This window comes from Aeromonas sp., from assembly GCF_050633025.1.
In the GTDB taxonomy this organism is placed as follows: domain Bacteria; phylum Pseudomonadota; class Gammaproteobacteria; order Enterobacterales; family Aeromonadaceae; genus Aeromonas.
Map to the genome: position 1 here is coordinate 1 of NZ_JBODRQ010000052.1, position 21,369 is coordinate 21,369.

14 protein-coding genes and 3 pseudogenes are annotated in these 21,369 nt (G+C 58.6%); 6 read left to right on the plus strand and 11 right to left on the minus strand.

The window, feature by feature from the left end; genetic code table 11:
- Positions 1 to 367: hypothetical protein (locus ACRAUW_RS09125; RefSeq protein WP_431362029.1), on the plus strand; the 367-nt coding region annotated here is incomplete at its 5' end.
- Between the two features lie 22 nt (positions 368 to 389).
- Here ACRAUW_RS09125 and ACRAUW_RS09130 read toward each other — a convergent pair.
- Complete coding sequence (locus tag ACRAUW_RS09130; protein WP_421253324.1) at positions 390 to 641, minus strand: ogr/Delta-like zinc finger family protein; 252 nt, start codon at positions 639 to 641, stop codon at positions 390 to 392.
- 58 nt (positions 642 to 699) lie between these two features.
- Positions 700 to 1,097, minus strand: a pseudogene (locus tag ACRAUW_RS09135) (phage portal protein); the annotation flags it as partial.
- 175 nt (positions 1,098 to 1,272) lie between these two features.
- On the opposite strand from ACRAUW_RS09135, the pseudogene ACRAUW_RS09140 reads away from it, so the two are divergent.
- Positions 1,273 to 1,959 (plus strand): annotated as a pseudogene (locus ACRAUW_RS09140) (IS4/Tn5 family transposase DNA-binding protein); the annotation flags it as partial.
- Here the strand turns inward: ACRAUW_RS09140 and ACRAUW_RS09145 are convergent.
- A pseudogene (locus ACRAUW_RS09145) lies at positions 1,946 to 2,070 on the minus strand (ISL3 family transposase); the annotation flags it as partial. The pseudogenes ACRAUW_RS09140 and ACRAUW_RS09145 overlap by 14 nt on opposite strands.
- A 17-nt stretch (positions 2,071 to 2,087) precedes the next feature.
- Positions 2,088 to 3,005, minus strand: a complete 918-nt coding sequence (gcvA, locus tag ACRAUW_RS09150; protein WP_431362030.1) for a transcriptional regulator GcvA — start codon at positions 3,003 to 3,005, stop codon at positions 2,088 to 2,090.
- Between the two features lie 237 nt (positions 3,006 to 3,242).
- Between gcvA and ACRAUW_RS09155 the strand changes: the two genes are divergently transcribed.
- Complete coding sequence (locus ACRAUW_RS09155) at positions 3,243 to 4,016, plus strand: SDR family NAD(P)-dependent oxidoreductase (RefSeq protein WP_431362031.1); 774 nt, start codon at positions 3,243 to 3,245, stop codon at positions 4,014 to 4,016.
- Positions 4,017 to 4,229: 213 nt separating this feature from the next.
- Here ACRAUW_RS09155 and ACRAUW_RS09160 read toward each other — a convergent pair whose 3' ends face one another.
- The gene (locus ACRAUW_RS09160) at positions 4,230 to 8,252 is read right to left on the minus strand and encodes an ATP-binding protein (protein WP_431362032.1); all 4,023 of its coding nucleotides are present in this window, start codon (positions 8,250 to 8,252) and stop codon (positions 4,230 to 4,232) included.
- Positions 8,249 to 9,421: an HD domain-containing phosphohydrolase gene (locus ACRAUW_RS09165; protein WP_431362033.1), complete on the minus strand. Its 1,173-nt coding sequence runs from the start codon at positions 9,419 to 9,421 to the stop codon at positions 8,249 to 8,251. Before ACRAUW_RS09165 ends, ACRAUW_RS09160 begins: the two co-directional genes overlap by 4 nt.
- A gap of 616 nt (positions 9,422 to 10,037) precedes the next feature.
- Between ACRAUW_RS09165 and ACRAUW_RS09170 the strand changes: the two genes are divergently transcribed.
- Positions 10,038 to 12,959, plus strand: a complete 2,922-nt coding sequence (locus ACRAUW_RS09170) for an HD domain-containing phosphohydrolase (RefSeq protein WP_431362034.1) — start codon at positions 10,038 to 10,040, stop codon at positions 12,957 to 12,959.
- Positions 12,960 to 13,153: 194 nt separating this feature from the next.
- Here ACRAUW_RS09170 and ACRAUW_RS09175 read toward each other — a convergent pair whose 3' ends face one another.
- From ACRAUW_RS09175 to ACRAUW_RS09195, 5 genes are all read right to left on the minus strand, one after another.
- The gene (locus ACRAUW_RS09175) at positions 13,154 to 13,759 is read right to left on the minus strand and encodes an ABC transporter transmembrane domain-containing protein (protein ID WP_431362035.1); all 606 of its coding nucleotides are present in this window, start codon (positions 13,757 to 13,759) and stop codon (positions 13,154 to 13,156) included.
- Positions 13,760 to 14,093: 334 nt separating this feature from the next.
- A complete protein-coding gene (locus tag ACRAUW_RS09180) occupies positions 14,094 to 15,230 on the minus strand; it encodes a glycosyltransferase family 4 protein (RefSeq protein WP_431362036.1) in 1,137 nt (378 codons plus the stop codon).
- A gap of 12 nt (positions 15,231 to 15,242) precedes the next feature.
- The gene (locus tag ACRAUW_RS09185; RefSeq protein WP_431362037.1) at positions 15,243 to 16,514 is read right to left on the minus strand and encodes a glycosyltransferase family 4 protein; all 1,272 of its coding nucleotides are present in this window, start codon (positions 16,512 to 16,514) and stop codon (positions 15,243 to 15,245) included.
- Positions 16,511 to 17,917 (minus strand): O-antigen ligase family protein, encoded by a 1,407-nt coding sequence (locus ACRAUW_RS09190; RefSeq protein ID WP_431362038.1) that lies wholly within the window; start codon positions 17,915 to 17,917, stop codon positions 16,511 to 16,513. Before ACRAUW_RS09190 ends, ACRAUW_RS09185 begins: the two co-directional genes overlap by 4 nt.
- A complete protein-coding gene (locus tag ACRAUW_RS09195) occupies positions 17,905 to 19,224 on the minus strand; it encodes a lipopolysaccharide biosynthesis protein (RefSeq protein ID WP_431362039.1) in 1,320 nt (439 codons plus the stop codon). Before ACRAUW_RS09195 ends, ACRAUW_RS09190 begins: the two co-directional genes overlap by 13 nt.
- 299 nt (positions 19,225 to 19,523) lie before the next feature.
- On the opposite strand from ACRAUW_RS09195, the gene ACRAUW_RS09200 reads away from it, so the two are divergent.
- On the plus strand, positions 19,524 to 20,279 hold the full coding sequence (locus ACRAUW_RS09200; RefSeq protein ID WP_431362040.1) for an acyltransferase: 756 nt from the start codon (positions 19,524 to 19,526) through the stop codon (positions 20,277 to 20,279).
- Positions 20,276 to 21,369 (plus strand): glycosyltransferase (locus ACRAUW_RS09205; RefSeq protein ID WP_431362041.1); only part of this gene is annotated, 1,094 nt, incomplete at its 3' end. The genes ACRAUW_RS09200 and ACRAUW_RS09205, both read left to right, overlap by 4 nt.

A 21,369-nucleotide genomic window follows, 5' to 3' on the forward strand; every position in this document is an offset into this window, starting at 1 on the left:
GGCTGAGTTTGTAATGAGTAACTATGAAGCCTCGATCGACTTTGGTGCACATCCGAATCGAAAATCAGTATTCAATCACTTGATAGACGCAGGCCAAATAGATGATAAATACCATGGTTTTGAACTTGTCGGTATTTATGGAAAGAATAGCAGAGAGGTAAATAAATCTTTACTTGTCTGTATTGATGTCGGTCAGGCAATTGCATTTTTGATCGTAGCATCAGCTAAAAAACACCCTCTAATCTACGACCATTTGGATGTGTTCCAAAACTGGATAGATGAAAAAAATAAGGTTATTGAGGAAATAACAGGTGAGCCCATTGACTACGAAGGCCCCATGTATTCCTCAGTCATATCACCTGCATAAATTTTAAATCGACATCATTAATTTAGACACCTTCCAGTCCTTTGAGTATCATTTGCCGCCCCTCTGGCGTTAGCGATCCCATCAGGCTCAGCACCAGCTGGTTGGTAGTCTTGGCCGAGGGGCTTAGGGTATGGGCGAACGACAGAGTGGCCACCCAGCTGTGGCCACACTCGGCATCGGTACACTGGCAGTAGAGATCCGAAACATCATCGCTCAGTCGGTTGGTCTTGGTAATGCGGCCCCGCTGGCCACACACTTTGCAATAAACCCGCATTACGCCCCCTTTTCTATCCAAATCAACAGCCTATCTTGCCACAGCAAACACTGTTTGTTTATACAGTTGAACCGATATTCTCCCGAAAATCGGCCCGCAGGGAGACGGGAGTCCCGCGCTGTTGATGGCATCCTGGATAAGCTCACACAGCGGCAGCACCTCGTTGCGGGCATAGGTCGCATCATACTTCTCGGGGTCTCCAAGCCCTCCCCCGCCATTGGTCGGAATGATGCCGGCCAGCGCCGCCGGAAAGCGGTGGCTGGTCAATACATCCTGGGCAGTGATCCCCTTGATGGCCGCGAACTCGTCCTTGGTGGCGATATCCCCCACCGGGATCAGCTTGATGCCATCGGGCTTGCCGTCCGGGATGTTGACGAACATGGAGCGGAAGTTCCCCACCCCCTTGCTGCTGGCGATCATCTCCTTCATCTCCTCCTCAGTGTCGTCGTCCATGTTCACAAACACCCCAAGTACGAACAGGCTGACGGCCTGAACGCCACGTTTTTCAGCTTCCTGACCAGCCATGGCCTGTCTCTTATACAAAAATCCCCAAGCATCGCTTGGGGATTTTTTGAACTTCTCTCCCGCTCTGTGACCTGAACCTTTCATTGCTCCCTTCTCTGGTTCTAACATGCCCTTCACTCAACCGGCGCACTGGGCGCAGGCACAGTTTGGTCACGCCAACCTTAACGACTCAAGACGCACCAGAAGGCTGGTAGCCCTCGCCACAGCCCTTGCTCACCAACCAGGAAATTGCGTGTCACACCTTCTCCTCCCACCTGCTGATATGGAAGGCGCATACCGCTTCATTCGCAGCCCATATATCAGTGCCGAGGCCATTGCCAACGCCGGCTTTGCTGTCACCGCCACCCATGCCAGAGACCATTCCCTCTTGTTGGCGCAGGAAGACACCACGGCCCTCACCTTCAATCATGCCAGCGTCGTCTCGGTCTGTGATCGGGAAGCGGATATCTACGAATACCTGCGCTACAAGCAGCAACATCGCCAGCGCTTCGTGGTGCGCTCGATGCAAAGCCGCTGTATCAACGAGCACGACAACAAGCGCTACGACGATGCCAGACAGTGCCAATCTGCGGGCACTCTAGTGGTCAAGATACCCCAGCGGGGCGGCAGGAAAGCCAGAGAGATCGTGCTCGACATCAAGTTTGCCAGAGTCACCCTGAAGGCTCCGGCCAACACGCACAGCGAGCCGGATATCTCGCTCTACTATGTGGGCTGCATCGAGCAGAGCAATGCCGATGACCGGCTGGAGTGGCACCTGCTGACCAGTGAAGCGGTGATCAGCGCCGGGCAGGCTTGTCATGGTGCAGTGCATTGGCCTGATCGACCCGGATGCGGTCAATCACCTCGCGACCATACGGGCCACGACATTGAACAGGTCGTACACCACCTCGCCCTGTGGGCAGTGCTGCTCTCATCGACCAATCAAGAAATATTATTCACTTCATCTATTAACCACTCCTGGAATGCAGACCGGCGTGTTGTATATGTTTTTTTTAGACTAAAAACAATGTAATACGCTAGCGGTGAGTCAAGACGAATAGTGGGAAACAGTTTAACCAGGCGACCCGCAGCAATATCATCTCGGGCCATCACACTACGAGCCAGAGCAATGCCATGCCCTTCTATTGCGGTTTGCAATACGGCTGCCGAGTTATTGATTTTCATACCCCGGATGGTCGACTCGACCTTCACTCCCGCCTGTGTAAGCCAGCTATCCCAGGTGGGGAAACCGCTGTGGCTGTCCATTGAGAGATCATGGATGAGTGTTTCACCCAGCAAATCGGCAGGTTGCTGCAAGCGATGCGGGTCGAGTAACAGTTGCGGCGAGCAGACCGGGTAGATCTCCTCATCCATCAACTTGGTGGCTGTCAGGCCAGGCCAATGCCCGAGCCCATAGCGGACGCCAATATCGATCCCCTGCGCGGCAAAATCCACCGGTTTCAAGTTGGTATCCAAGCGCACATCCGTGTCGGGACACACCTTTTGAAACCGATCAATACGTGGCAACAACCACTTGGCCGCAAAGGCGGGGCTCACCGCAACGGTCAATACCCCGGCCAGCGCCCCTTCTCGTATTTTTGTCACTCCCAGCCCCAGTCGTTCAAATCCCGCGCTGATATCAGGCAGCGCTCGCTCGGCGCTTTCGGTCAGCACAAGTCTGGCTGAGCCACTACGTTGCCTGATAAAAAGCGGAGTCCCGACCCACTCCTCCAGGTTTCTGACCAGCTGACCTACAGCTGCCGGAGTGACATTCAGCTCCTCAGCTGCAGCAGAAAAACTCAAATGTCTTGCGCTGGCTTCGAACGCCCGTAAGGCATTCAGATGTATGGGTGTCTTCATATCGATAAAGTTTTTCTTTCACATCACCAGAGTTTATCTCGGTTGTGACGATCCTGTAACCCATGAAAAATGCCCCAAGATGAGTGCGACAAGACCCGCCCCCGGCGCTGACGCAACGCTATCACCTCATCGATATCACGTTAATGAACGACTGTGGCACCTTACTCGGGAAGCCACCTTTATCCGCCAGGAAACAGACAAGCCTGGCGAGCAACCCATGACAAAGAGGCTTTCACTATGAACAATCAATTCAGCGGCAAGAAGTTACTGGTCGTCGGCGGCACCAGCGGAATGGGGATGGAAACGGCGCGTACCGTGCTGGCTCAGGGTGGCAGTGTTGTCATCGTGGGACATCGCCCCGAAAAGTGTGAAGAGGCCCGCAAGACCCTGGCGACCATAGGTCCGGTCTGGGCACTCACCGCCGATCTTACCAGTGAAGCGGGGATCAACCGCTTGCTAGGTACCATAGAGACCGAACATCCGGATGTCGACCTGCTGGTCAATGCAGCAGGGGTTTTCTTCCCGAAACCCTTCCTTGAGCACGGGGATGCGGACTATGACCAGTATATGGCACTCAACAAGGCCTTCTTCTTCATCACTCAGAAGGTGGCCGCAAACCTGGTTGCGAGGCAGTGTGCAGGCGCCATCGTCAACATCGGCTCGATGTGGGCGAAGCAAGCCATCGCCGCAACCCCCTCCTCGGCCTACTCGATGGCAAAAGCCGGGCTGCACTCTCTGACCCAGCATCTGGCAATGGAGCTGGCACCACACAAGATCCGCGTCAATGCGGTCTCTCCAGCGGTAGTACAAACCCCCATCTATGAAGGGTTTATCCCCAAAAATGAGGTGCACAACGTCCTGCAAGGCTTTAACAGTTTCCATCCGATCGGCCGGGTAGGGACCCCTCAGGATGTCGCCGAAGTGGTTGCGTTCCTGCTCTCCGACAAAGCGGATTGGGTTACCGGCGCGATTTGGGATGTCGATGGCGGTGTCATGGCCGGCCGCAATTAATCCACAAAGGGCAAGCCTTGTCGCTTGCCCTGCTCCTTCACTCAGTCACCCGCCAGGTTGTAACCCCGATGACCCCACCGGGTTCGACCAACACATATTCCAGCCGATCATGAACATCCTTTCCAGACTAACGTAAACCCATATTCTGGATCACATCGACCATCCCCGTTAACAACGCCGGAATCAGGATCACAAACCAGAGAAGCATGCCCCTCAAGCACGCAGTGATGCCAGCAACTGCAGTGCAAGATCGAATTCAAACTCGTTAACCGCCCGGCTCACCTCTTGAAACGCAGCCTGCAGCGGCGATACACAACCCACCAAAGCCGCCTCGATCTGCTGACAGAGCGCCAACGCCTGGGCATCGCTCTGTGCCAGCAAGGCCCCCAACTGCTGCAGTTGCGCCGCCAATATCTCGGCATCGATGCCCCGGGAGGCCACCACCGCTATGGGGGACGCTGCCAGCGCGGCTTCCAGCCCAGACAGCAGGGGCTTCAGCTCGGCCATCAGGGATGGCAAGCGGGTTGCGACCCCTGCATCATCCCCATCTTCACAGGCTCGCTCAAGCTGCGCCGCCTGCATCGCCACACTGGTCGCCCCTATGGTACTGGCACTGCCCTTGAGGGTGTGAGCCAGACGCCGGGCCGTGACTTTGTCATCCGATACCCAGGCCGATTGAAAACTGGCTTCAAACCCCTGCTGCCCGTTACAGAAGCGCTGCAACATATTGCGGTAGAGTGCACTGTCGCCCCCCATCACAGCCATGCCCCGCGGCACGTCAAGACCGTGCACTTCTTGCCAAGGGGCCGCATAGTCAGTCACCTGCAACTTACTGGCGGCAGCCTGTGGTCTGGCAGGCTTGATCCAGTGCGAGAGGGTCACCAGCAACAGCGGCATATTCAAGGGTTTGGCGATGTGGTCATTCATGCCTGCCGCCAGCGCCTTCTCTTTATCTCCGGCCATGGTGCTGGCAGTCATGGCGATAATGGGGATGCTGGCCAGCGTCGGATCGGCGCGGATCAACCGGGTCGCGGTGTACCCGTCCATCACCGGCATCTGGCAATCCATCAGGATGCCGTCAAACCCGCGATCTTGTGCCAGCAGAGCGAGTGCTTGCGCCCCATCACAGGCACAGACCAGCGTGATCTGCTGCTTGCCCAACAGGGCCAACGCCACCTCCCGGTTCATGTCGTTATCATCCACCAGCAGCAGACGAGCCCCCGCCAGTCCATGATCGTGCTGCGCCACCTGATGATGAAGGCTTGCATCCGATAATGCCTCCCGCCCCACGGTATCGCCCCCCAGCGCTAGACGCAGGGCTTGCGGAGTAAAGGGATGGGCAAGCACATCACACGGCGGCAACCCCTGTGGAGCAGCATGGCTGGCAAGCAGAGCAGGATCGCCCGAGGTGATCAGCAAGATCGCGGGCGGGATCGCCAGTGTGGCAACCTCCTGCAGTACCTCTGGCAACCAGCCATCCCCCTCCTGCCAGCCCAGCACTATTCGATCACAGGGTTTTCCCGCCGCGATGCCCTGATGCAACAGTGCCAGCATCGCGGCGGGAGCATTCGCACAAACAAGCTCAACGGGCTGCGCCGCCAGTTGGTGGAAAATGGCCACTCGCGAAGCTGGGTGAGGTTCCAGCAACAGCAAACGCAGCGGCGCCAGCGGCATGGCCACACGTTGATCTTTCTCATTACCCTGACCCGCCACGGTAGCGAGACGAATACGGAAGTGGAACCCGCTACCCTGCCCCGGAGAGCTCTCAACCCAAATCATCCCGTTCATCAGTTGCACCAGATTGTGCGTGATGGCCAGGCCAAGCCCTGTGCCGCCATATTTACGGGTAGTCGAACTGTCGGCCTGCTCAAAAGAGTGGAAGAGTCGCTGACACTGTTCAGCCGTCATGCCGATACCGCTATCCTCAACACAGCCCAGCAGCCAGAGTTCGCCATTTCCCTCGTCACTGCATGCCAGCCGGACGATCACCTCTCCCTGTTCGGTAAACTTGATCGCATTGCTGGTCAGATTGAGCAGGATCTGGCCAAGTCGCAGGGGATCACCACACACCCGATCAGGCAGATCACCGGCCAGATCGAACAGCAGCGCCAACCCCTTTTCCCGAGCCCGAAACGCCGTCAGATCAGCCAGCCACTCGAATACCTCGTTGAGCCAAAAATCCACCTGCTCCAGTTGCAGCTTGCCCGCCTCCATCTTGGAGAAGTCGAGGATGTCGTTGAGGATCCCGAGCAGGTTATTCGCCGCTCTGTCTATCTTGCTCACATAGTTGTGCTGTTCGGGGGAGAGGCTGGTTTGCAGCGCCAGATGGGCCATACCGATAATGGCATTCATCGGTGTGCGGATCTCATGGCTCATGTTGGCCAAAAATTCGCTCTTGGTTCGGGTGGCATCTTCAGCGATCTGCCTGGCTTCGATCATGGCGGCCTCCGCCTGCTTGCGGTCGCTGAAATCGAAGATGATCCCGTCCAGATAGATGGCCTTGCCCTCGGCATCATAGGTAGCGAGTCCGATGGAGTAGACCCAGCGGAGCTGACCCCGGCGATCGAAGATGCGGTACTCGTTGATATATTGCCGATGTTCGGCAATGGCATCGATGGTGTTACGGTTGCTCAGTTCGAGGTCATCGGGATGGATCAAGTCACCAAAATCGCGGCTGTTGCCAGCGCCAACAAAATAACTGGCGGGATAGCCGGTCAATTTTTCTGCCTCATCGCTGACGAACAACATGGTCCAGGGGGGATGAGGCTGGCAGCGATAGACCATGCCCGGCACGTTGCGGACCATGGACTGGATCCGCTGTTCGCTCTCATGTAGTCGCTGGCGATCTGCAGCAATCCGGTCATGGGCCTCCCGCATGGCCTGCTCGGCGGCACGGATCGGGGTGATGTCTACCAGGCTGCCCACTGCACCGCTACGCTTGCTCTCGGCAAGCTCTATCCCCGATAGAAAATAGAGCATGTCCAGAGAACGGCCATCTGCCGAGAGCAGGCGCACCTCATGCTGCGTTCTGGCCTGGCTGCCCGCCACCCTCTGCAAGGTGTTGCCCTCATCCACCGCATCGAGTCCGGCCAGTTGCGGCAACTCAGCCAGCCGCTTGCCCTCGACCGGGCGGGCGCCACCAAATGCGTTGGTAAAGGCACGATTCACCCCCAGTAGGCGACCCTGATTATCGGTATAGAAGAGAGGATGTGGCAGGGTATCGATCAATGCCTGCTGGAAGGCAAACTGTTCGTTGCGCTCGCGGATACTGCGGCGACGCAACATCCGCCCCTGCCAGAGCAGGGCCGAGCTCAGACATATCAACAGGGCGGTGCCGAACAAGGCCACTCGCCGCCATCCTGACACGGCCTGTTCCACATTGCCCAACAGCAGCAGCGTCCACTGCCCTTTGGCATCGTGCCACTCGATAGGTATACGGCTCACCAGATAGCTATCTTTCCCTATCCTGACCTCACTGCCATCGAGTGCAGGCAGGGTCACCGGCTGGCGATCCGGTGCAAAATAGTGTCCATAGAGTCGAGAAGCAAAGAGCTGCTGTTGCCTGACGGCAGAGTTCGGTCCCACCACCGCCATTTGCCAATCGCTCTTGTTGCTGGCCATCACCACTCCATCTGGCGAGACCAGCAAACCGATGGTATCGCCCCACCCGGCCAGAAAGGTATCGAGCAGCGCCATCTCGTAGCGCGCTACCACCACCCCGGTAATGTCGCTTCCTTGCGCCCGATCGTGAGTGACTGGCGCCGCCACATAGATCATCCGCTTGCCGGTATTGAGGCTAACCCCGGCATCTACCGTTTCCAGCCCCAGGATCCCTTGTCTGAAGTAAGAGCGAAACGACACATCCTGCCCGACGACATGGCGACCAAGCGCATCCCAATCACGGACAATCACCCCCGCTTTATTGGTAACAAAGGCATGATTGGCCTTCACCCCCTGCGCCAACCCCTGCAGAGCTTCGCTCGGGCTCAGATCCCCCCGATCGAACAGTGACGATTGCTGGATCTCGTGGTTGAGGCGGCCAGCCAGTTGCACCGCCCCCATCCCCTTGCTTGAGAGGGTAAGTTGCTGCAGATTGTCGCCCTCGCGCTGAATGCGGGTATCCAGCGACTGGCGATACTCCTGCCGCTCCAGCTCCAGATAGAAGGCATCGACCAGAGTGGCCACCATCAGGGAAAGAAACAACACGGTGACAATATGCCAGAGACGGTATTTCATGGTGTACGGCACACGCAATCGGCCAGTCCAGCAAGCGTTGAGAGTGTCGGCGCCAGATCCACAAAGCAATCCAGCAGCAGAGGATCAAACTGGCTGCCTCTCCCAGCCATCATCAGCACAAGCGCCTCCTCGCGGGAGAAGGGCGGACGATAAGGCCGCTCACTAAGCAGGGCGACATACACATCGACGATGGCCATCAGACGGGCCACCAACGGGATATCCTCTCCCGCCAGGCCATCGGGATAGCCGGTACCATCCCAGCGCTCGTGATGATGCCGAGCCAACGTTTTGGCAAGGGTAAACCCGGCCTGTAGCCCATTGGTGCTGTTATCGATACGGTGCTTCTCTCCCAGATACTGAGCGGTAACAGACTCCTCCACCAGTTTCGCCAACCGGGCGATCACAACCTCTCCCCACTCCGGATGGTGGACTATCTGCGCACGCTCTGACGCCGTTAGCGATGCAGGGTTGCACTGGACAGCTTCCGGTACGCGCAACATTCCCACATCCCGAAACAAAGCAGCCTGACAAAGCAACTCGATGTCGAGCTGTGCCAACTCATCCCGATAATGCGGCTGGCTCACCAGCTGGCAAACCAGCGCCCTCAGGCAGGATTGGATGAACAAGGCATTAGGCTGCGCGTCACGGAGACGCATTTTAGCAAAGGTGTCCAACAACAGAGCCGCCCCCTGTGCGAGGGCCTGGTGAGGCACGAGGCTCCCGTCACGCAAACCAGCCAACTGGTGACGAGATGCCCGCAGCAGATCCGCATCTCGCTTAAGCATCAGGTGAGTGTCGATACGAGCCAGCAAGATAGGCGGGCTGATAGGTTTGGTGATGTAGTCGGCTGCGCCCAGAGCAAACCCCCGCCGCTCATCCTCCGTGTGCGACATGGCCGTCAGAAAGATCACCGGGATCTCGCAGGTCTGCGTATCGGCTTTCAATTGACGACACACCTCATACCCATCTAGGTCTGACATCATAATATCGAGCAGCACAAGGTCGGGGGGCATGTCGGCTCGGGCTAGCTCCAGCGCCTTGCGACCCGTGGTCGCCAGCTTGATACGGTAGCGTCCGCTGAGCAGAGCATTCATCAAATTGAGGGTACCGGTATCATCATCAACAACCAGCACCAGGGGACGAGCTGCGTCCAGGGCAAGATTATCCATATCTCGTGTTTCTCCCTGCCATGATGGAAGGCGGCGAACCTTGCCAGCCTTTCTCACACCATAATTGATCCCCCGACAGGCAGCCATGACCACCCTATTGAAATGTGCACACGACCCGACAGGATCCCGCAAGTCACCAAGGAAAAACCGAGTTGAAGAAACACTTAGGTATGGAACAGTGGCAGCGGCCTACATCACCGGAGGTGCGGCCTCCACGCCATGCTGAGATCAGATGGATGAATTAATCGGGTTAGATGATATGCCAGTGCTAGAGCGTGGTCTCAAGATGACCAAATCCCGAAACTCTCTCGAAGAAGAGACGCATCGGCTGAATATCTCAGCGTTCTTCCCGCGAAAATAGGATTTTAATCCATATTCTGAGTGAGCATGCTCAACGTGCTCATGCTTAACCGTGGCATCTCAGCAGATTATTTTGCGCTGATACTGTTGGGTGGATAAGACATGAAGAATTTATCACCGATATACATTCTCTTCTGCCGGTAGTTTAACTCAACGGGTATTTTTCATGTATTCTGTAGCAAGGGCTAATACCATGATTCTGTTAGGTTATCTGTTTTATGTCCAATTCTGCAGCCCGGTCAATTGAGGAGGTAACATGAATCTCTTTCGCCGTATTATCCCCTTGTATGTGCACATAGCTCATCTGTTTCTGGGCTTGCTGCTGGTGTTTGCCCTGATCACTCTCGGCTATCAATACCAACAGACCAAAAAAATGTTGATGCAGGAGGCAGAGGAGAGATTCAGCCTGATCGGACAATTGACGATTCAAGAACTGGAAGGGCTGCTTCGTCCTGCTGCACTGAGTGCCAATATGCTCGCCCAGCAACGTCTGATCGAGGCGACGACACTGACTGCACGAATGGCAAGCCTCCCCTATATGGCAACGCTGCTAAAAGGGCAGCCATCAGCCAACGGGGTTTATGCCGGTTACCATAACGGCGACATGTTCTGGCTCACACGCTGGCCTGCCGACACCGAGGTGCAACACCTAACGCCGCCCGCCAATACCCGCTGGATTGTGAAAAGCGTCCGGCACCTGGAAGCCGCTACTCTCACGGATATCTTCGCCCTGACCGACAAACTCGCGATCATCGAGCACAAACAGGTCTCAGGAAAGCGTTTTGATGTCAGAGAACGTCCATGGTTTATTCAGGCAAACAAGACCGGGCGATTGATGCAGACTCCGCCCTACATATCCATCGATACCCAGGAGATCAACCTGAGTTTTGCCAAGCCGATGCAAAATGGTGCTGGTATCGTCGGGGTAGACCTGAGCTTGCGATCCATCGAACGCTTGCTCAAATCAGCCATGATCACCCCCAATATGCGACTGGCCATCGTCAATGAGATGGGGGAATTGGTTACCAGCCACAAAGGCAGTATGATCATCCACGATGAGAAGGAAACATATCGGCTGGCCAAAGTCGCCGAAACCGACCTCCCAATGATTAAACATCTGATCGATGCCAGACAACGCCAAAACATCGACAAACTGACATTTCAATCTGAAGGGCGTGATTGGCAAGGAATGCATATTGCGCTTCCAGAATCGGATGGGTCACGGTTATCTCTCTGGATTACGGCTCCAGTCGATGAGTTGCTGGCCACCGCCATCACCATTCGCAATCAGAGCTTTCTCCTGTCGGGGCTCTTCCTGCTCCTGGCCCTGTTCTCTGCCATCATACTGGCCAGAACCGCCGCAAGGCCCCTCGATGCCCTGACGCAAGAGGCGGGAAAAATAGCCCGATTTGACTTTAACGAGCCGGTCAGGGTCAACACCTATATTGCCGAAATCATCGATCTCTCCCAGGCCATGGGCGACATGAAATCGACCATTCAGCGCTTTTTACAGCTTTCCACCTCCCTCTCCAGCGAGACCAGCTTCCCCCGCTTGCTGGTGCGGCTGCTCACCGAAATGCAGCAACTGACCGGTGCCACTGGCTGCATGCTCTATCTCTCTGATAGCGGCTACAAGACGCTGGATCTGGCAGGGTTGTGCTGGAATGGCGAGGTGCAGGAGCAAAAACCGACCCACTGTATCGGAACCCTCAATCAGCCAACACATCCGCTGTTCCGCAGCTTGCAAGGGGCGGAACTGGAACCCGTTGCATTGGTCACCAGCGAATTGCAGATCCTGTTCCCCTACATCGAGGAGAGCGACACACCACTGACCTTCTGGCCGATTGCCCTGAAAAACCGTGATGGCCAACTGCTCGGCACCCTGGTGTTTCTGATCGATGAACGGAAGAAACCCCTGACTCCACAGCGGATGGCCTTTGTCAAAGCGCTCTCCTCCACTGCGGCGGTGGCGCTCACCACCCAACGACTGCTGGAGGAGCAGCGCAATCTGTTGGAAGCCTTTATCCAGCTCATCGCTGGAGCCATCGATGCCAAGAGCCCTTACACCGGTGGCCACTGTCAACGGGTTCCCGAGTTGACCAAGATGCTGGCAGCAGCGGCTTGTAATGCCAATGAGGGCCCCTTCCAACACTTCTCGCTCGATGAAAAACAGTGGGAAGCGATACATATCGCGGCCTGGCTGCACGATTGCGGCAAAGTAACCACCCCGGAATTTGTGGTCGACAAGGCCACCAAACTGGAAACCCTGTACGATCGCATTCACGAGGTCAGAATGCGCTTCGAAGTGCTGAAACGGGATGCCGAGATTGCCTACTGGCAGGAGCGTCTCCACGGGGGTGATGAGACCACGTTACAGGCCACGCTGCAAAAACAGTGGCAACAACTGGATGAGGAGTTTGCCTTCATCGCCCGTTGCAACGAAGGGGGCGAATTTATGGCCACAGAGGATATTGAAAGGCTGCAGCTGATCGCAGGCCGCACCTGGCTGCGCACGCTCTCCGATCGAATTGGCCTCTCGCAGGATGAACTGGCACGCAAACAGCGGGCTGCGGAGTCACCGCTGCCAGTCACCGAACCCCTGTTGGCCGATCGCCCAGATCACCTCTTCACCCGCAGCAGCCGAGAGCGCCTTGCTCCTGACAACCCTTGGGGATTTCAGGTCAACACTCCCGAGTACCTCTATAACCGGGGCGAGATCTACAACCTCTCCATCCGCCGGGGCACCCTCACCGACGAGGAGCGCTACAAGATCAATGAGCACATGATCCAGACCATCATCATGCTCGATAAACTCCCCTTCCCCGCCAACCTGAAACAGGTGCCGGAAATCGCAGGGGGACACCACGAGAAGATGGATGGCACCGGTTATCCCAAGCGGCTGAAACGGGACGAGATGAGCATCCCTGCCCGGATGATGGCCATCGCCGATATCTTCGAGGCGCTGACCGCCGGCGATCGCCCCTACAAGAAAGCCAAATCTCTTTCGGAGGCCATCCGCATCATGGGATTCATGCAAAAGGACCACCACATCGACCCAGACCTGTTTGCCCTCTTTCTCTCCTCCGGGGTTTACCTGCACTATGCCGAGCGCTACATGAGCCCGGATCTCATCGATGAGGTGGATATCAGCCCCTATCTTGCTACACCGTCCAGATAGAAAAGCCCCAATGTCATGTAAACACAGGCCCTATGTTATCTCCCCCCTCCACCGCAGCGGAGAGATTGGCAAACTGCAAATAGTCCGCCACTTGCGGCGATATGGCTCCGTGCAGTTGAGTGCTGTCGCCTGGATCGGATGGGTACTCTGATTGAACAGGGATATCGAGTCGTAACGAATCGATCGAGCCTATCTCATCGTTTTCGGCAACTAAAGAGCGACCATGCTTGCTCATTACGCACCACCTCCTTCTCACTGCACTGCTTGGCTGCCCGCAAAAGAGACTCATTAAGGTACCAAGCCAACATTACAGACAGAATGAAAAATCCAGCAGGGACAAGTGCGAGCCACACCCCACCCACGTAGGCGATCAGAGCCAGATAAATCAGCATGAAAGGCAACTCATAAAGTGCCACACCAGCCTGACCGGACCAAAAGTCTCGCAATTGACCAATAGCGCGAAACGCCTCGAGCCAGAGTGCACTGCCGCGCAGCTCCACAGTCTGCACATCGGCTTGATAAAACCGTTCGATGGCCTGGGCGGTCAGTTGTGCTTCATAACGAGCGCCCACTGCGGCAAGCAGCACCTGACGGCCATAGCGCAATACCGCTTCAAGCACTATGGCAATGCCAACGCCAAGAACCAGAAGCAGCGCCGTGCCATAGGCTTGAGCAGGCAAAATTCGGTCGTAAATCTGTAATAAGGCCAATGGCAGCGCGAGCGCCAGCAAGTGCATGGCCAAAGAGGCCATAAAAAGGAGGGGGCTATGTTCTATCTTCAATAACAGAGACGAGCGCATCCATTTACGCCCACGCCGATTGCACGCTTCACATTATTGCGAAAGTTATCTATTAATTCATTTCACATCACTACAAACAAGCCACTCACATAACAAGTTATTGATTAACACCATGAGTTCACAATCTAATTAACAAACCGTTCCCTGTTCATCACGAACGCACATATGTGCTACCAGGCAAGCGATATTCACCGGTTATATGCAAGGCGGGGTTAGTCAATTGGGAGATCATATCTGGGGTTCACCACTGTTAGCCGAGGCAGACGGATACGACCGTCTCCTCGTTCACTTTGAATAGATATGAACCTATTTCAGGCGTTAGGACCACTGCAGATCAACCATGCAAAGTACGGCTCAAGCGATCCTGTCGCAACAACCCTTCCCACTGATCCAGTGTGCTTTGGTAGGTATCCGCCGCGTTGTAATGGACCATGGCATGCAGGCAGGCATGATGGCCAAGTCGCTTGACCACGTCGGGCATGGCATTGAGGCTGGCCAGCACCCGCGCCAGATCGCCGGGATCGTTTGGCTGATATTTGCGGCAATTCACGTCATCGGTGAGGTGTCGATCCCACCAGGCGCCATCGGCCGGGATCACTACGCATAATCCTGCCGCCATGGCCTCCAGAATGGAGAGACCAAACGGTTCCTGGTGACTGGTGGAGACAAAAATGCCGCATTGAGATCGGATCTCGTCAAGATTGGCGGGGTTGGCATACCAATGGGTATCTGGCAGCTGTGGCTGAGGCTGGCTACATGGCTGCAGCGTGCCCTTGGGCTGCAGATAGCACACCATCAGCTCGGGGCGAGCATCAGGGATCAGTTGATGGGCGGCCAGCATGGTCTCCAGCCCCTTCCAGCGCAGCAACGAGGCCGCCCATAAAATGCGAGGCCCCCCCAGGGTCGCTTTGGGCCAATCAATCTCGCTCAAACCGTTGGTAAATGGCTGCCAGTGTGACGGGAACTCGGTCTCACCAAGCCGGGCCAGCAATGCTGCCAGGGAGCTGCGCGTCGATTCGAGATAAAAGACAAAACTCGCCCGTTGCAAGGCTCTGGCAGAGAGCCCCGAGCACCCTACAGGGCCGTGGATCAGCTGAACCACCCGGCACCGCAACCAGCGGGCCGCCCAATAACAGCAGAGATCCACCCCAGGCCCGGACGCCGCCACCAGGCACTTCACCTGCCCCAGACGCAACACCAGCCAGAGGATCAGCAGGGTCTGCCACCCCTGTTTGAGCAGATAGCCGATGCCGGACTCCCGCCCCTTCAATATGTGGGGCAGCCAAAGGGGGTGATGCTGGCAACGGGGCCAGGAGTCGGGATCCTGGGTCAGCACATGGCATGTGAGCCCGGGCATCCGTTTGGCCAACTCATCGAGCAGCACTTCGGTCGCAACCTTGGAGCCACCGCGAAACGGGATGGGATCCACAACGATGACCTTTCCAAACACCGGCTCAGTTTGCATGCTCATCTTGCTGCTCCCTTACTCTGGTACCTTGCGGCGGCCAAACCCCAGCTGCACTTTTTGCGCCACTTTTGCCATCCCACTCGCCAGCATATTGCGACCTCTGGCAAGGAGTCGTTGCCCCGCCCAATGAATGAGTAGTCGGAAGGGTGTGGGGGCCGCGGCGTGCCAACGACCAGCCTGCGCGGCGTCCCACACCGCCGTGACTCCGTCAACATAGCGCGCCACCGTGAACAACTGTGCGGCACGCAGCTGAGCGGCCCGCCCCATTTCACATCGGCGTTGCGGATTGCTCAATTGCCGCCAGTGATCAGCCATCTCGGCCCAATCCCCCGGGGTCGCCAGCAAGCCGGTCACCCCCTCCTCCACCACTTCGGGGATGCCGCCCACCCGATAGGCACTGACCGGGAGCCCCAACATGCCCGCCTCCGCCAACGTCAGACCAAACACCTCCTCACGGGCTCCGGAGACCAGCAGATCCACCCCGCCCCGCAAGATAGCCGCGCTGTCCGGCCGCTCGCCCAAAAAGTGGACCCGCTCGGCCACCCCGAGCTCGGTGGCCAACGCCACCAATGCCTCCCGCTCCGGGCCGCTGCCAATGATCAGCAACTGGGCCTCCTCCCCCGATGCCATCAGGGCAGCCAGCGAGCGGATCAGCAGATCAATCCCCTTGCGTCTGATCAATGAGCCGACGGTGGCGATGATCATATCCCCCGGGGGCAAGCCCAGCATGCCGACGACCGGCCAGTGAGCACCGCCATTCAGGCGAGCGGCATCCACCCCGTTGGGTACCCGGATCAACCGATCGGCCGCGCAGCCATCCTGGCGCCAACCGGTCAATACCGGCTCGCTCACCCCGATCAGCACGCTTGCCTGATGAACCCGCAGGCTGAATCTGTCTCTGGGCTGATAACGGGCATGGAGGTGGCACACCAGCGGTACCTGCAACGCCCGACAGACCCCCGCCAACCACTGACAAGGGGCCGCACTGTTGGCGTGCACCAGCCCAATCTGCCGCTCGGTGATGAGCTCTCTGGCTCGCCGGGAGAGGCGCCGATGGGCAGCAAGATCAAAGCGGGGCGCCTGCCATCCCAGCAGCAGGCTGAACGGCTCGACCATGGTTTCTACCCCGAGGGTGGCCGCCTCTGCCGCCAGCGTCGGGCTATTGCACCAGAGCAACGGCGTAAACCGGCTGCGATCGAGGTGGGCCAGCAGATCCAGCAGGCAGCGTTCGCTGCCGCGGATCCAGTCCTCTCCGTAGTGAACCAGCAAAACAGGGGTTGCGTTCATCCTCTTGCTCCCTTTGGTGGCACTGCCGGCAACCGGGTTGCCTTCTGATGATCCTCAGCGGTGGCCTTCGCCTCTGTGGCCGCCTGCTGCACGTACTTGATCGCGGCGACGGCCAGCGCCAGCTCCAGATAGATGGGCCAGGTAAACCCCTGGGTCAGGAAGGATCCCGAAATCACAAACCCCACCATGCTGGCCATCACCCCCTGCATCGCCGTGATCACTGCAGGAGGCATGCCAGCAAGCTGGCAACGCCAGCAACTGCGCAGGGCCACCGTCACCATGCCGATAAACAGCGCCAGCCCGACAAAGCCGGTTTCAGCCAGCACCCCGAACCAGGTGGAGTGCACCGCATGATTGAGCCCATCCCAATGGGGGCTGTAGAAGAAGTAGTTGTAATAGAAATTGGACAAGCCCACCCCCACTAGCGGATGGCCCAGCGCCATGCCCCAGGCCGCTTGCCAGGCGTAGATCCGCCCCATGGCCGAGGCATCGACCCCACTCTCGGCGGCGCCGCCAGATGCCCGGTCACTGATCCCGGCGGCGGCAAACAGCACCACCAGCGCGACCATCCCCATCGAGATCAACAGGGTTTTCGACTTCACCCGCTGCCAGGCAAACAGGCCACCAACGGCGCAGATACCCAGCAAACCACCCCGGCTCTGAGTGGCGATAATGGCGGCGGCGGTCAGCGCAAAGCCAAGCCCCCCCAGCAAACGCCCCCCCACCCCATTGCCCTGATTGAGCAGCAAGCTCAGCGAAAAACCGGCAGGAAAGAGCAGCACCAGCGCCAGATCGTTGGGATCCCCCAGCACAGAGCCCAGCTCGCGCCCTATGGTCACCCGGGTCCCCTCCACCAGCCCGATCCCGCTCGCCTTGTTGTAGAGGGCCACCAGCGCCACCAGACAGCCCGCTACCACAAAGGTGCGCACCGCCAGCGCAAAATCCCCCGGGGTGCGCACCAGCCAGGCGGTGGCCAGGGTCATCAGATAGATCTTGCTGTAGCTGCCGGTCCAGGTGGCGATCGCCTCGCCCCGGTTGCTGGCAAACAGCACACCGATCGATACCATCACAAAGAAGGCCGTCAGCCAGCTCAGGGCTGGACTCCAGTAGGGCTTGATCCGGCCGGTCAACAAAATGTGCCAGACCAGCGCACCGATGGCGGCCAGCGAGAAGAGCAGCGGGATCTTGAGGGGATAGAGCTGGGGGAACACCTCATGCAGCCGAAAGAAGGAGAAGGTGACAAACCCCAGCACCATCAAGAAGGGCCAGCGCAGGGCAAACCAGATGGCGGGAATGGCAAGGCCAAGCACCGGCAGCAGCAAGGGATGGGGCAGCCGCCACCAGAGCAGAGCCAGCACCAGACAGATGGCGCTTGCCCAGATGGCCGGCGTTAGACGAGCCATGATCCTGCCCACCATTGGCCGAGCCAGACCATCGCCAGCGCCCCGAGGGAACTGGCCCAAAGGGTCGAGAGGCGATACGGCAGCGGCAGCAACCGCTGGCTCACCAGATAAAAGGCCAGCGCCCGCACCAGATAGACCAAAAGCAGAGTCCAGATCACCCCGGCAACCCCGAAGGGGGGGATGGCGAGCAGAAAGCCTGCGACCCCAAGGGCGCTGCAGCCCAGATTGATCACCATCTGGGCATTGCTCTTCTCGCCGCTAAAGCAGCCGACATTGAGCAAGTCCGACACATTGCGCACCGCCATACCCAGCACCAGCAGCGGAATATAGGCGATCGCCCCGTGATAGCTCTCCGGGGTCAGCCAGCGAATGAGCAAGGGGGCGGTAAGCCCGACAATCCCCGCGGTGACAAACCCCAGTACCGACCCCATCACGCTGTAGTGGGCATTGAGCCACAGTCCATCCGGCTCGCGCAACAGCATGAAACGACGGGGATACCACCAGAGGGCAAAGGGTTGCAGCAACAGCCCCACCGCCAGCGCCAGCTTGCCCGCCACCGCGTAGTAGGCGAGCAGCGCCTCACCCACCACATCGGCCAGCAGCCAGCGATCCAGTCCGCTCAGGGCAAAGCCTGCCAGCCCGCTCACCACCAGAGGCAATCCATAGCGCAGCAGCGGCCGGTAGTGTTGCCAGTCAAAGCGGATCCCGCTATCTCGCCATTGCCAGAGACTCAGCAGCAGCGCCAGTGCAACGCAGGTCAGGGTGCCGGAGGCCAGCACCCCGCTCACGCCCCAGCCGAGCCAGAGCCACCAGCCGGTCAGCACCGACTGGATCACCGCCTTGCCTGCGGTCGCCACGAAAAAGAGCCGCGCCTGATTGCGCATCCGCAGCCATGCCAGCGGCACGCCGATCACCCCTTCAAACGGCAGGGCACAGAGCACCCAGCGCACATCCGCAAGGCGGGTTTCCACCGGCAGCCAGGCTTGCACCACAGGTGCCAGCAGCCAGAGCAGCACCAGACTGGCCAGGGCGATCAGCCAGACCAGACCAAACATGCGGGCCACTACCTGCTGGCGCTCCTGCTCATCTTTCGCCAGTCCGGCAAAACGGTAGAGGGCATCCACCAGCCCGAAGCCAAGGATCAGGGACCCCAGATTGATGAGGGTCAGCAGTACTTCCAGCTGGCCGTATTCACGAGGCAGCAGCTGATGGGTCAGCACCGGCAGCATCAGCAGGGAGATCCCCTTCATCAAGAGCAAGCCGCCGGCGTAATAGAGCATGGCAATCTGGTTCACACCAAGTTTCATAGGGCCTCCCAGCCACCCGAAGCATCCTGCTCCGGGTCAGCTACCGCTAATGCAAAGCCCACGCCACTCACTCCCGCCCTGAAGCGATAGCCCCTCTGTGCGGCTTAACCGGCCTGAACAAGCCCAGAATGAGACTGGCATTTGCGTTTTGCACAACGCTGGCTGCAAATTGCACCGACCGGCGCAATCTGCCCCTCCTCTTAGCCCCATTTGGCCCGTTCTAGCTGGGGTCGTCCTGTTGGCCCGATCCCTGCTTTCTGCTTAGCGAGCAACGGACTGCACCAGAGGGAGAGGTCGCCATGAACACCATCAACCTGCACCGGATGAAAAACTGGGCCAAACAGGGAGAGACGCCACTGGCCCGCCGGATATGGCGGCTGGCCAAAAGTGCCCGCCACTGGTCATTCCCCGTGATCCCTCCCCTGCATCGGCTACTTTATCGGCTCTATTTGCTGGGCAGCAACGCGCTGGCGACCCTGACCCGCACCCTCTGGTGGACTCCCTTGTTTCAATCTCGCCTGACGGCCCCCGCCCCACGCCTCTATCTCTATGGCGGCATCCCCTATATCAGCGGTCCGGTCACCATCGACATCGGTGCCGACTGCCGCCTCAGCGCCGCCATGACCATCAGCGGCCGGGCATCGAGCCAGACGCCAAGGCTGGTCATTGGCCGCAATGTCGGCATTGGCTGGCAAACCACCCTGGCGGTGGGCAGCAAGATAGTGCTGGGGGATAACGTCCGGATTGCAGGGCGTGCCTTTCTGGCGGGCTACCCGGGGCACCCAGTCAACGCCCGCGATCGCGCTCTTGGCAAACCGGATCTCGATGAACAGGTGGGGACCATCGTGCTGGAGCAGGATGTCTGGCTTGGCACCGGGGTGATGGTGATGGCCGGCGTCACCATAGGCGCCGGCACCATTGTCGCCGCAGGCAGCGTCGTCACCCGGGATCTGCCTGCAGGTGTGCTGGCAGCGGGGGTACCGGCCACCGTACTGCGCCCCTTACAACCACAGGATCACAGCGACCCCGCACACGCTTCGGAGACCTTTGCATGAAACCACACTCATTGCCGCAACTGGTGGTACTGGGCGAGGATTGGGGCCAGCACCCCTCCAGCACCCAGCACCTGATCAAGCGTCTGTTGCCCGATTATCAAGTGCTCTGGGTCAACTCCATCGGCATGCGTTGCCCCCGCTTTACCCTTCATGATCTCACCCGCATCGTCCGTAAACTGGGGGCCGTGCTGCGCGGCGCGCGCCATGCTGGCGGCCAGTCGGTTGCGCCATCAGAGGTCAGCAGCCCCCGGGTACTGCCGCCGCTCGCCTTGCCGCTGCCGGGCAGTCGGCTGGCGGGCAAGATCAATGGCCACTGGCTGGCGGCGCAGATCCGGCGCCAGTTGCCCGAGCTGGATCGCCCCTTGCTCTGGATCTCCCTGCCCAGCGCCGTCGACCTGATTGGCAAGCTCGAAGAGCGGGCGGTGATCTACTACTGCGGCGATGACTTCTCGGCGCTGGCGGGGGTGGATCATCAGGCCATCGCCCACTGCGAGGCCCGACTGGTGGAAAAAGCGGATCTCATTCTGGCCGCCAGCCCCGCACTGGCCAGCCGCTTTCCCCCCCATAAAACCCGGCTGCTCAGCCACGGCGTGGATCTCGCGCTGTTTATGCCCCCCAGAGCGCGCCCGGCGGATCTCCCCTCCGGCCGCCCCATTGCCGGATTTTACGGCAGCCTGAGCGACTGGATTGATATCCCCCTGCTGGCAGAGACGGCGGCCGCCCTGCCCCACTGGGATCTGGTGCTGATTGGCCCGGTCCAGACCGATATCTCCCCCCTCAAGGGGCTCCCCAATATCCATCTGCTCGGGCCCCGTCCCCATCACACGCTGGCAGCCTATGCCCAGCACTGGCAGGTGAGTCTGCTGCCCTTTGTCGACAACGCCCAGATCCGTGCCTGCAATCCATTGAAATTGCGCGAGTATCTGGCCGCAGGGCGGCCCATCGTCAGCACCGATTTTCCGGCCCTCGATGGCTATCGGGATCAGATCCAGCTGCCCCGCAGCGGGGAGAGCCTGGCCGAGGCCATCAACCGGGCCGCCTTTGATCAACCCAATCCGGGCTGGTTTCAGGAGAGTGGCTGGGAGGGGCT

What these genes read in the sequence shown, in the direction of transcription:
- ACRAUW_RS09130 (WP_421253324.1), bottom strand. Translation starts at nt 641, where the DNA reads ATGCGGGTTTATTGCAAAGTGTGTGGCCAGCGGGGCCGCATTACCAAG.
- gcvA (WP_431362030.1), bottom strand. Translation starts at nt 3,005, where the DNA reads ATGAAGACACCCATACATCTGAATGCCTTACGGGCGTTCGAAGCCAGC.
- ACRAUW_RS09155 (WP_431362031.1), top strand. Translation starts at nt 3,243, where the DNA reads ATGAACAATCAATTCAGCGGCAAGAAGTTACTGGTCGTCGGCGGCACC.
- ACRAUW_RS09160 (WP_431362032.1), bottom strand. Translation starts at nt 8,252, where the DNA reads ATGAAATACCGTCTCTGGCATATTGTCACCGTGTTGTTTCTTTCCCTG.
- ACRAUW_RS09165 (WP_431362033.1), bottom strand. Translation starts at nt 9,421, where the DNA reads ATGGATAATCTTGCCCTGGACGCAGCTCGTCCCCTGGTGCTGGTTGTT.
- ACRAUW_RS09170 (WP_431362034.1), top strand. Translation starts at nt 10,038, where the DNA reads ATGAATCTCTTTCGCCGTATTATCCCCTTGTATGTGCACATAGCTCAT.
- ACRAUW_RS09175 (WP_431362035.1), bottom strand. Translation starts at nt 13,759, where the DNA reads ATGCGCTCGTCTCTGTTATTGAAGATAGAACATAGCCCCCTCCTTTTT.
- ACRAUW_RS09180 (WP_431362036.1), bottom strand. Translation starts at nt 15,230, where the DNA reads ATGAGCATGCAAACTGAGCCGGTGTTTGGAAAGGTCATCGTTGTGGAT.
- ACRAUW_RS09185 (WP_431362037.1), bottom strand. Translation starts at nt 16,514, where the DNA reads ATGAACGCAACCCCTGTTTTGCTGGTTCACTACGGAGAGGACTGGATC.
- ACRAUW_RS09190 (WP_431362038.1), bottom strand. Translation starts at nt 17,917, where the DNA reads ATGGCTCGTCTAACGCCGGCCATCTGGGCAAGCGCCATCTGTCTGGTG.
- ACRAUW_RS09195 (WP_431362039.1), bottom strand. Translation starts at nt 19,224, where the DNA reads ATGAAACTTGGTGTGAACCAGATTGCCATGCTCTATTACGCCGGCGGC.
- ACRAUW_RS09200 (WP_431362040.1), top strand. Translation starts at nt 19,524, where the DNA reads ATGAACACCATCAACCTGCACCGGATGAAAAACTGGGCCAAACAGGGA.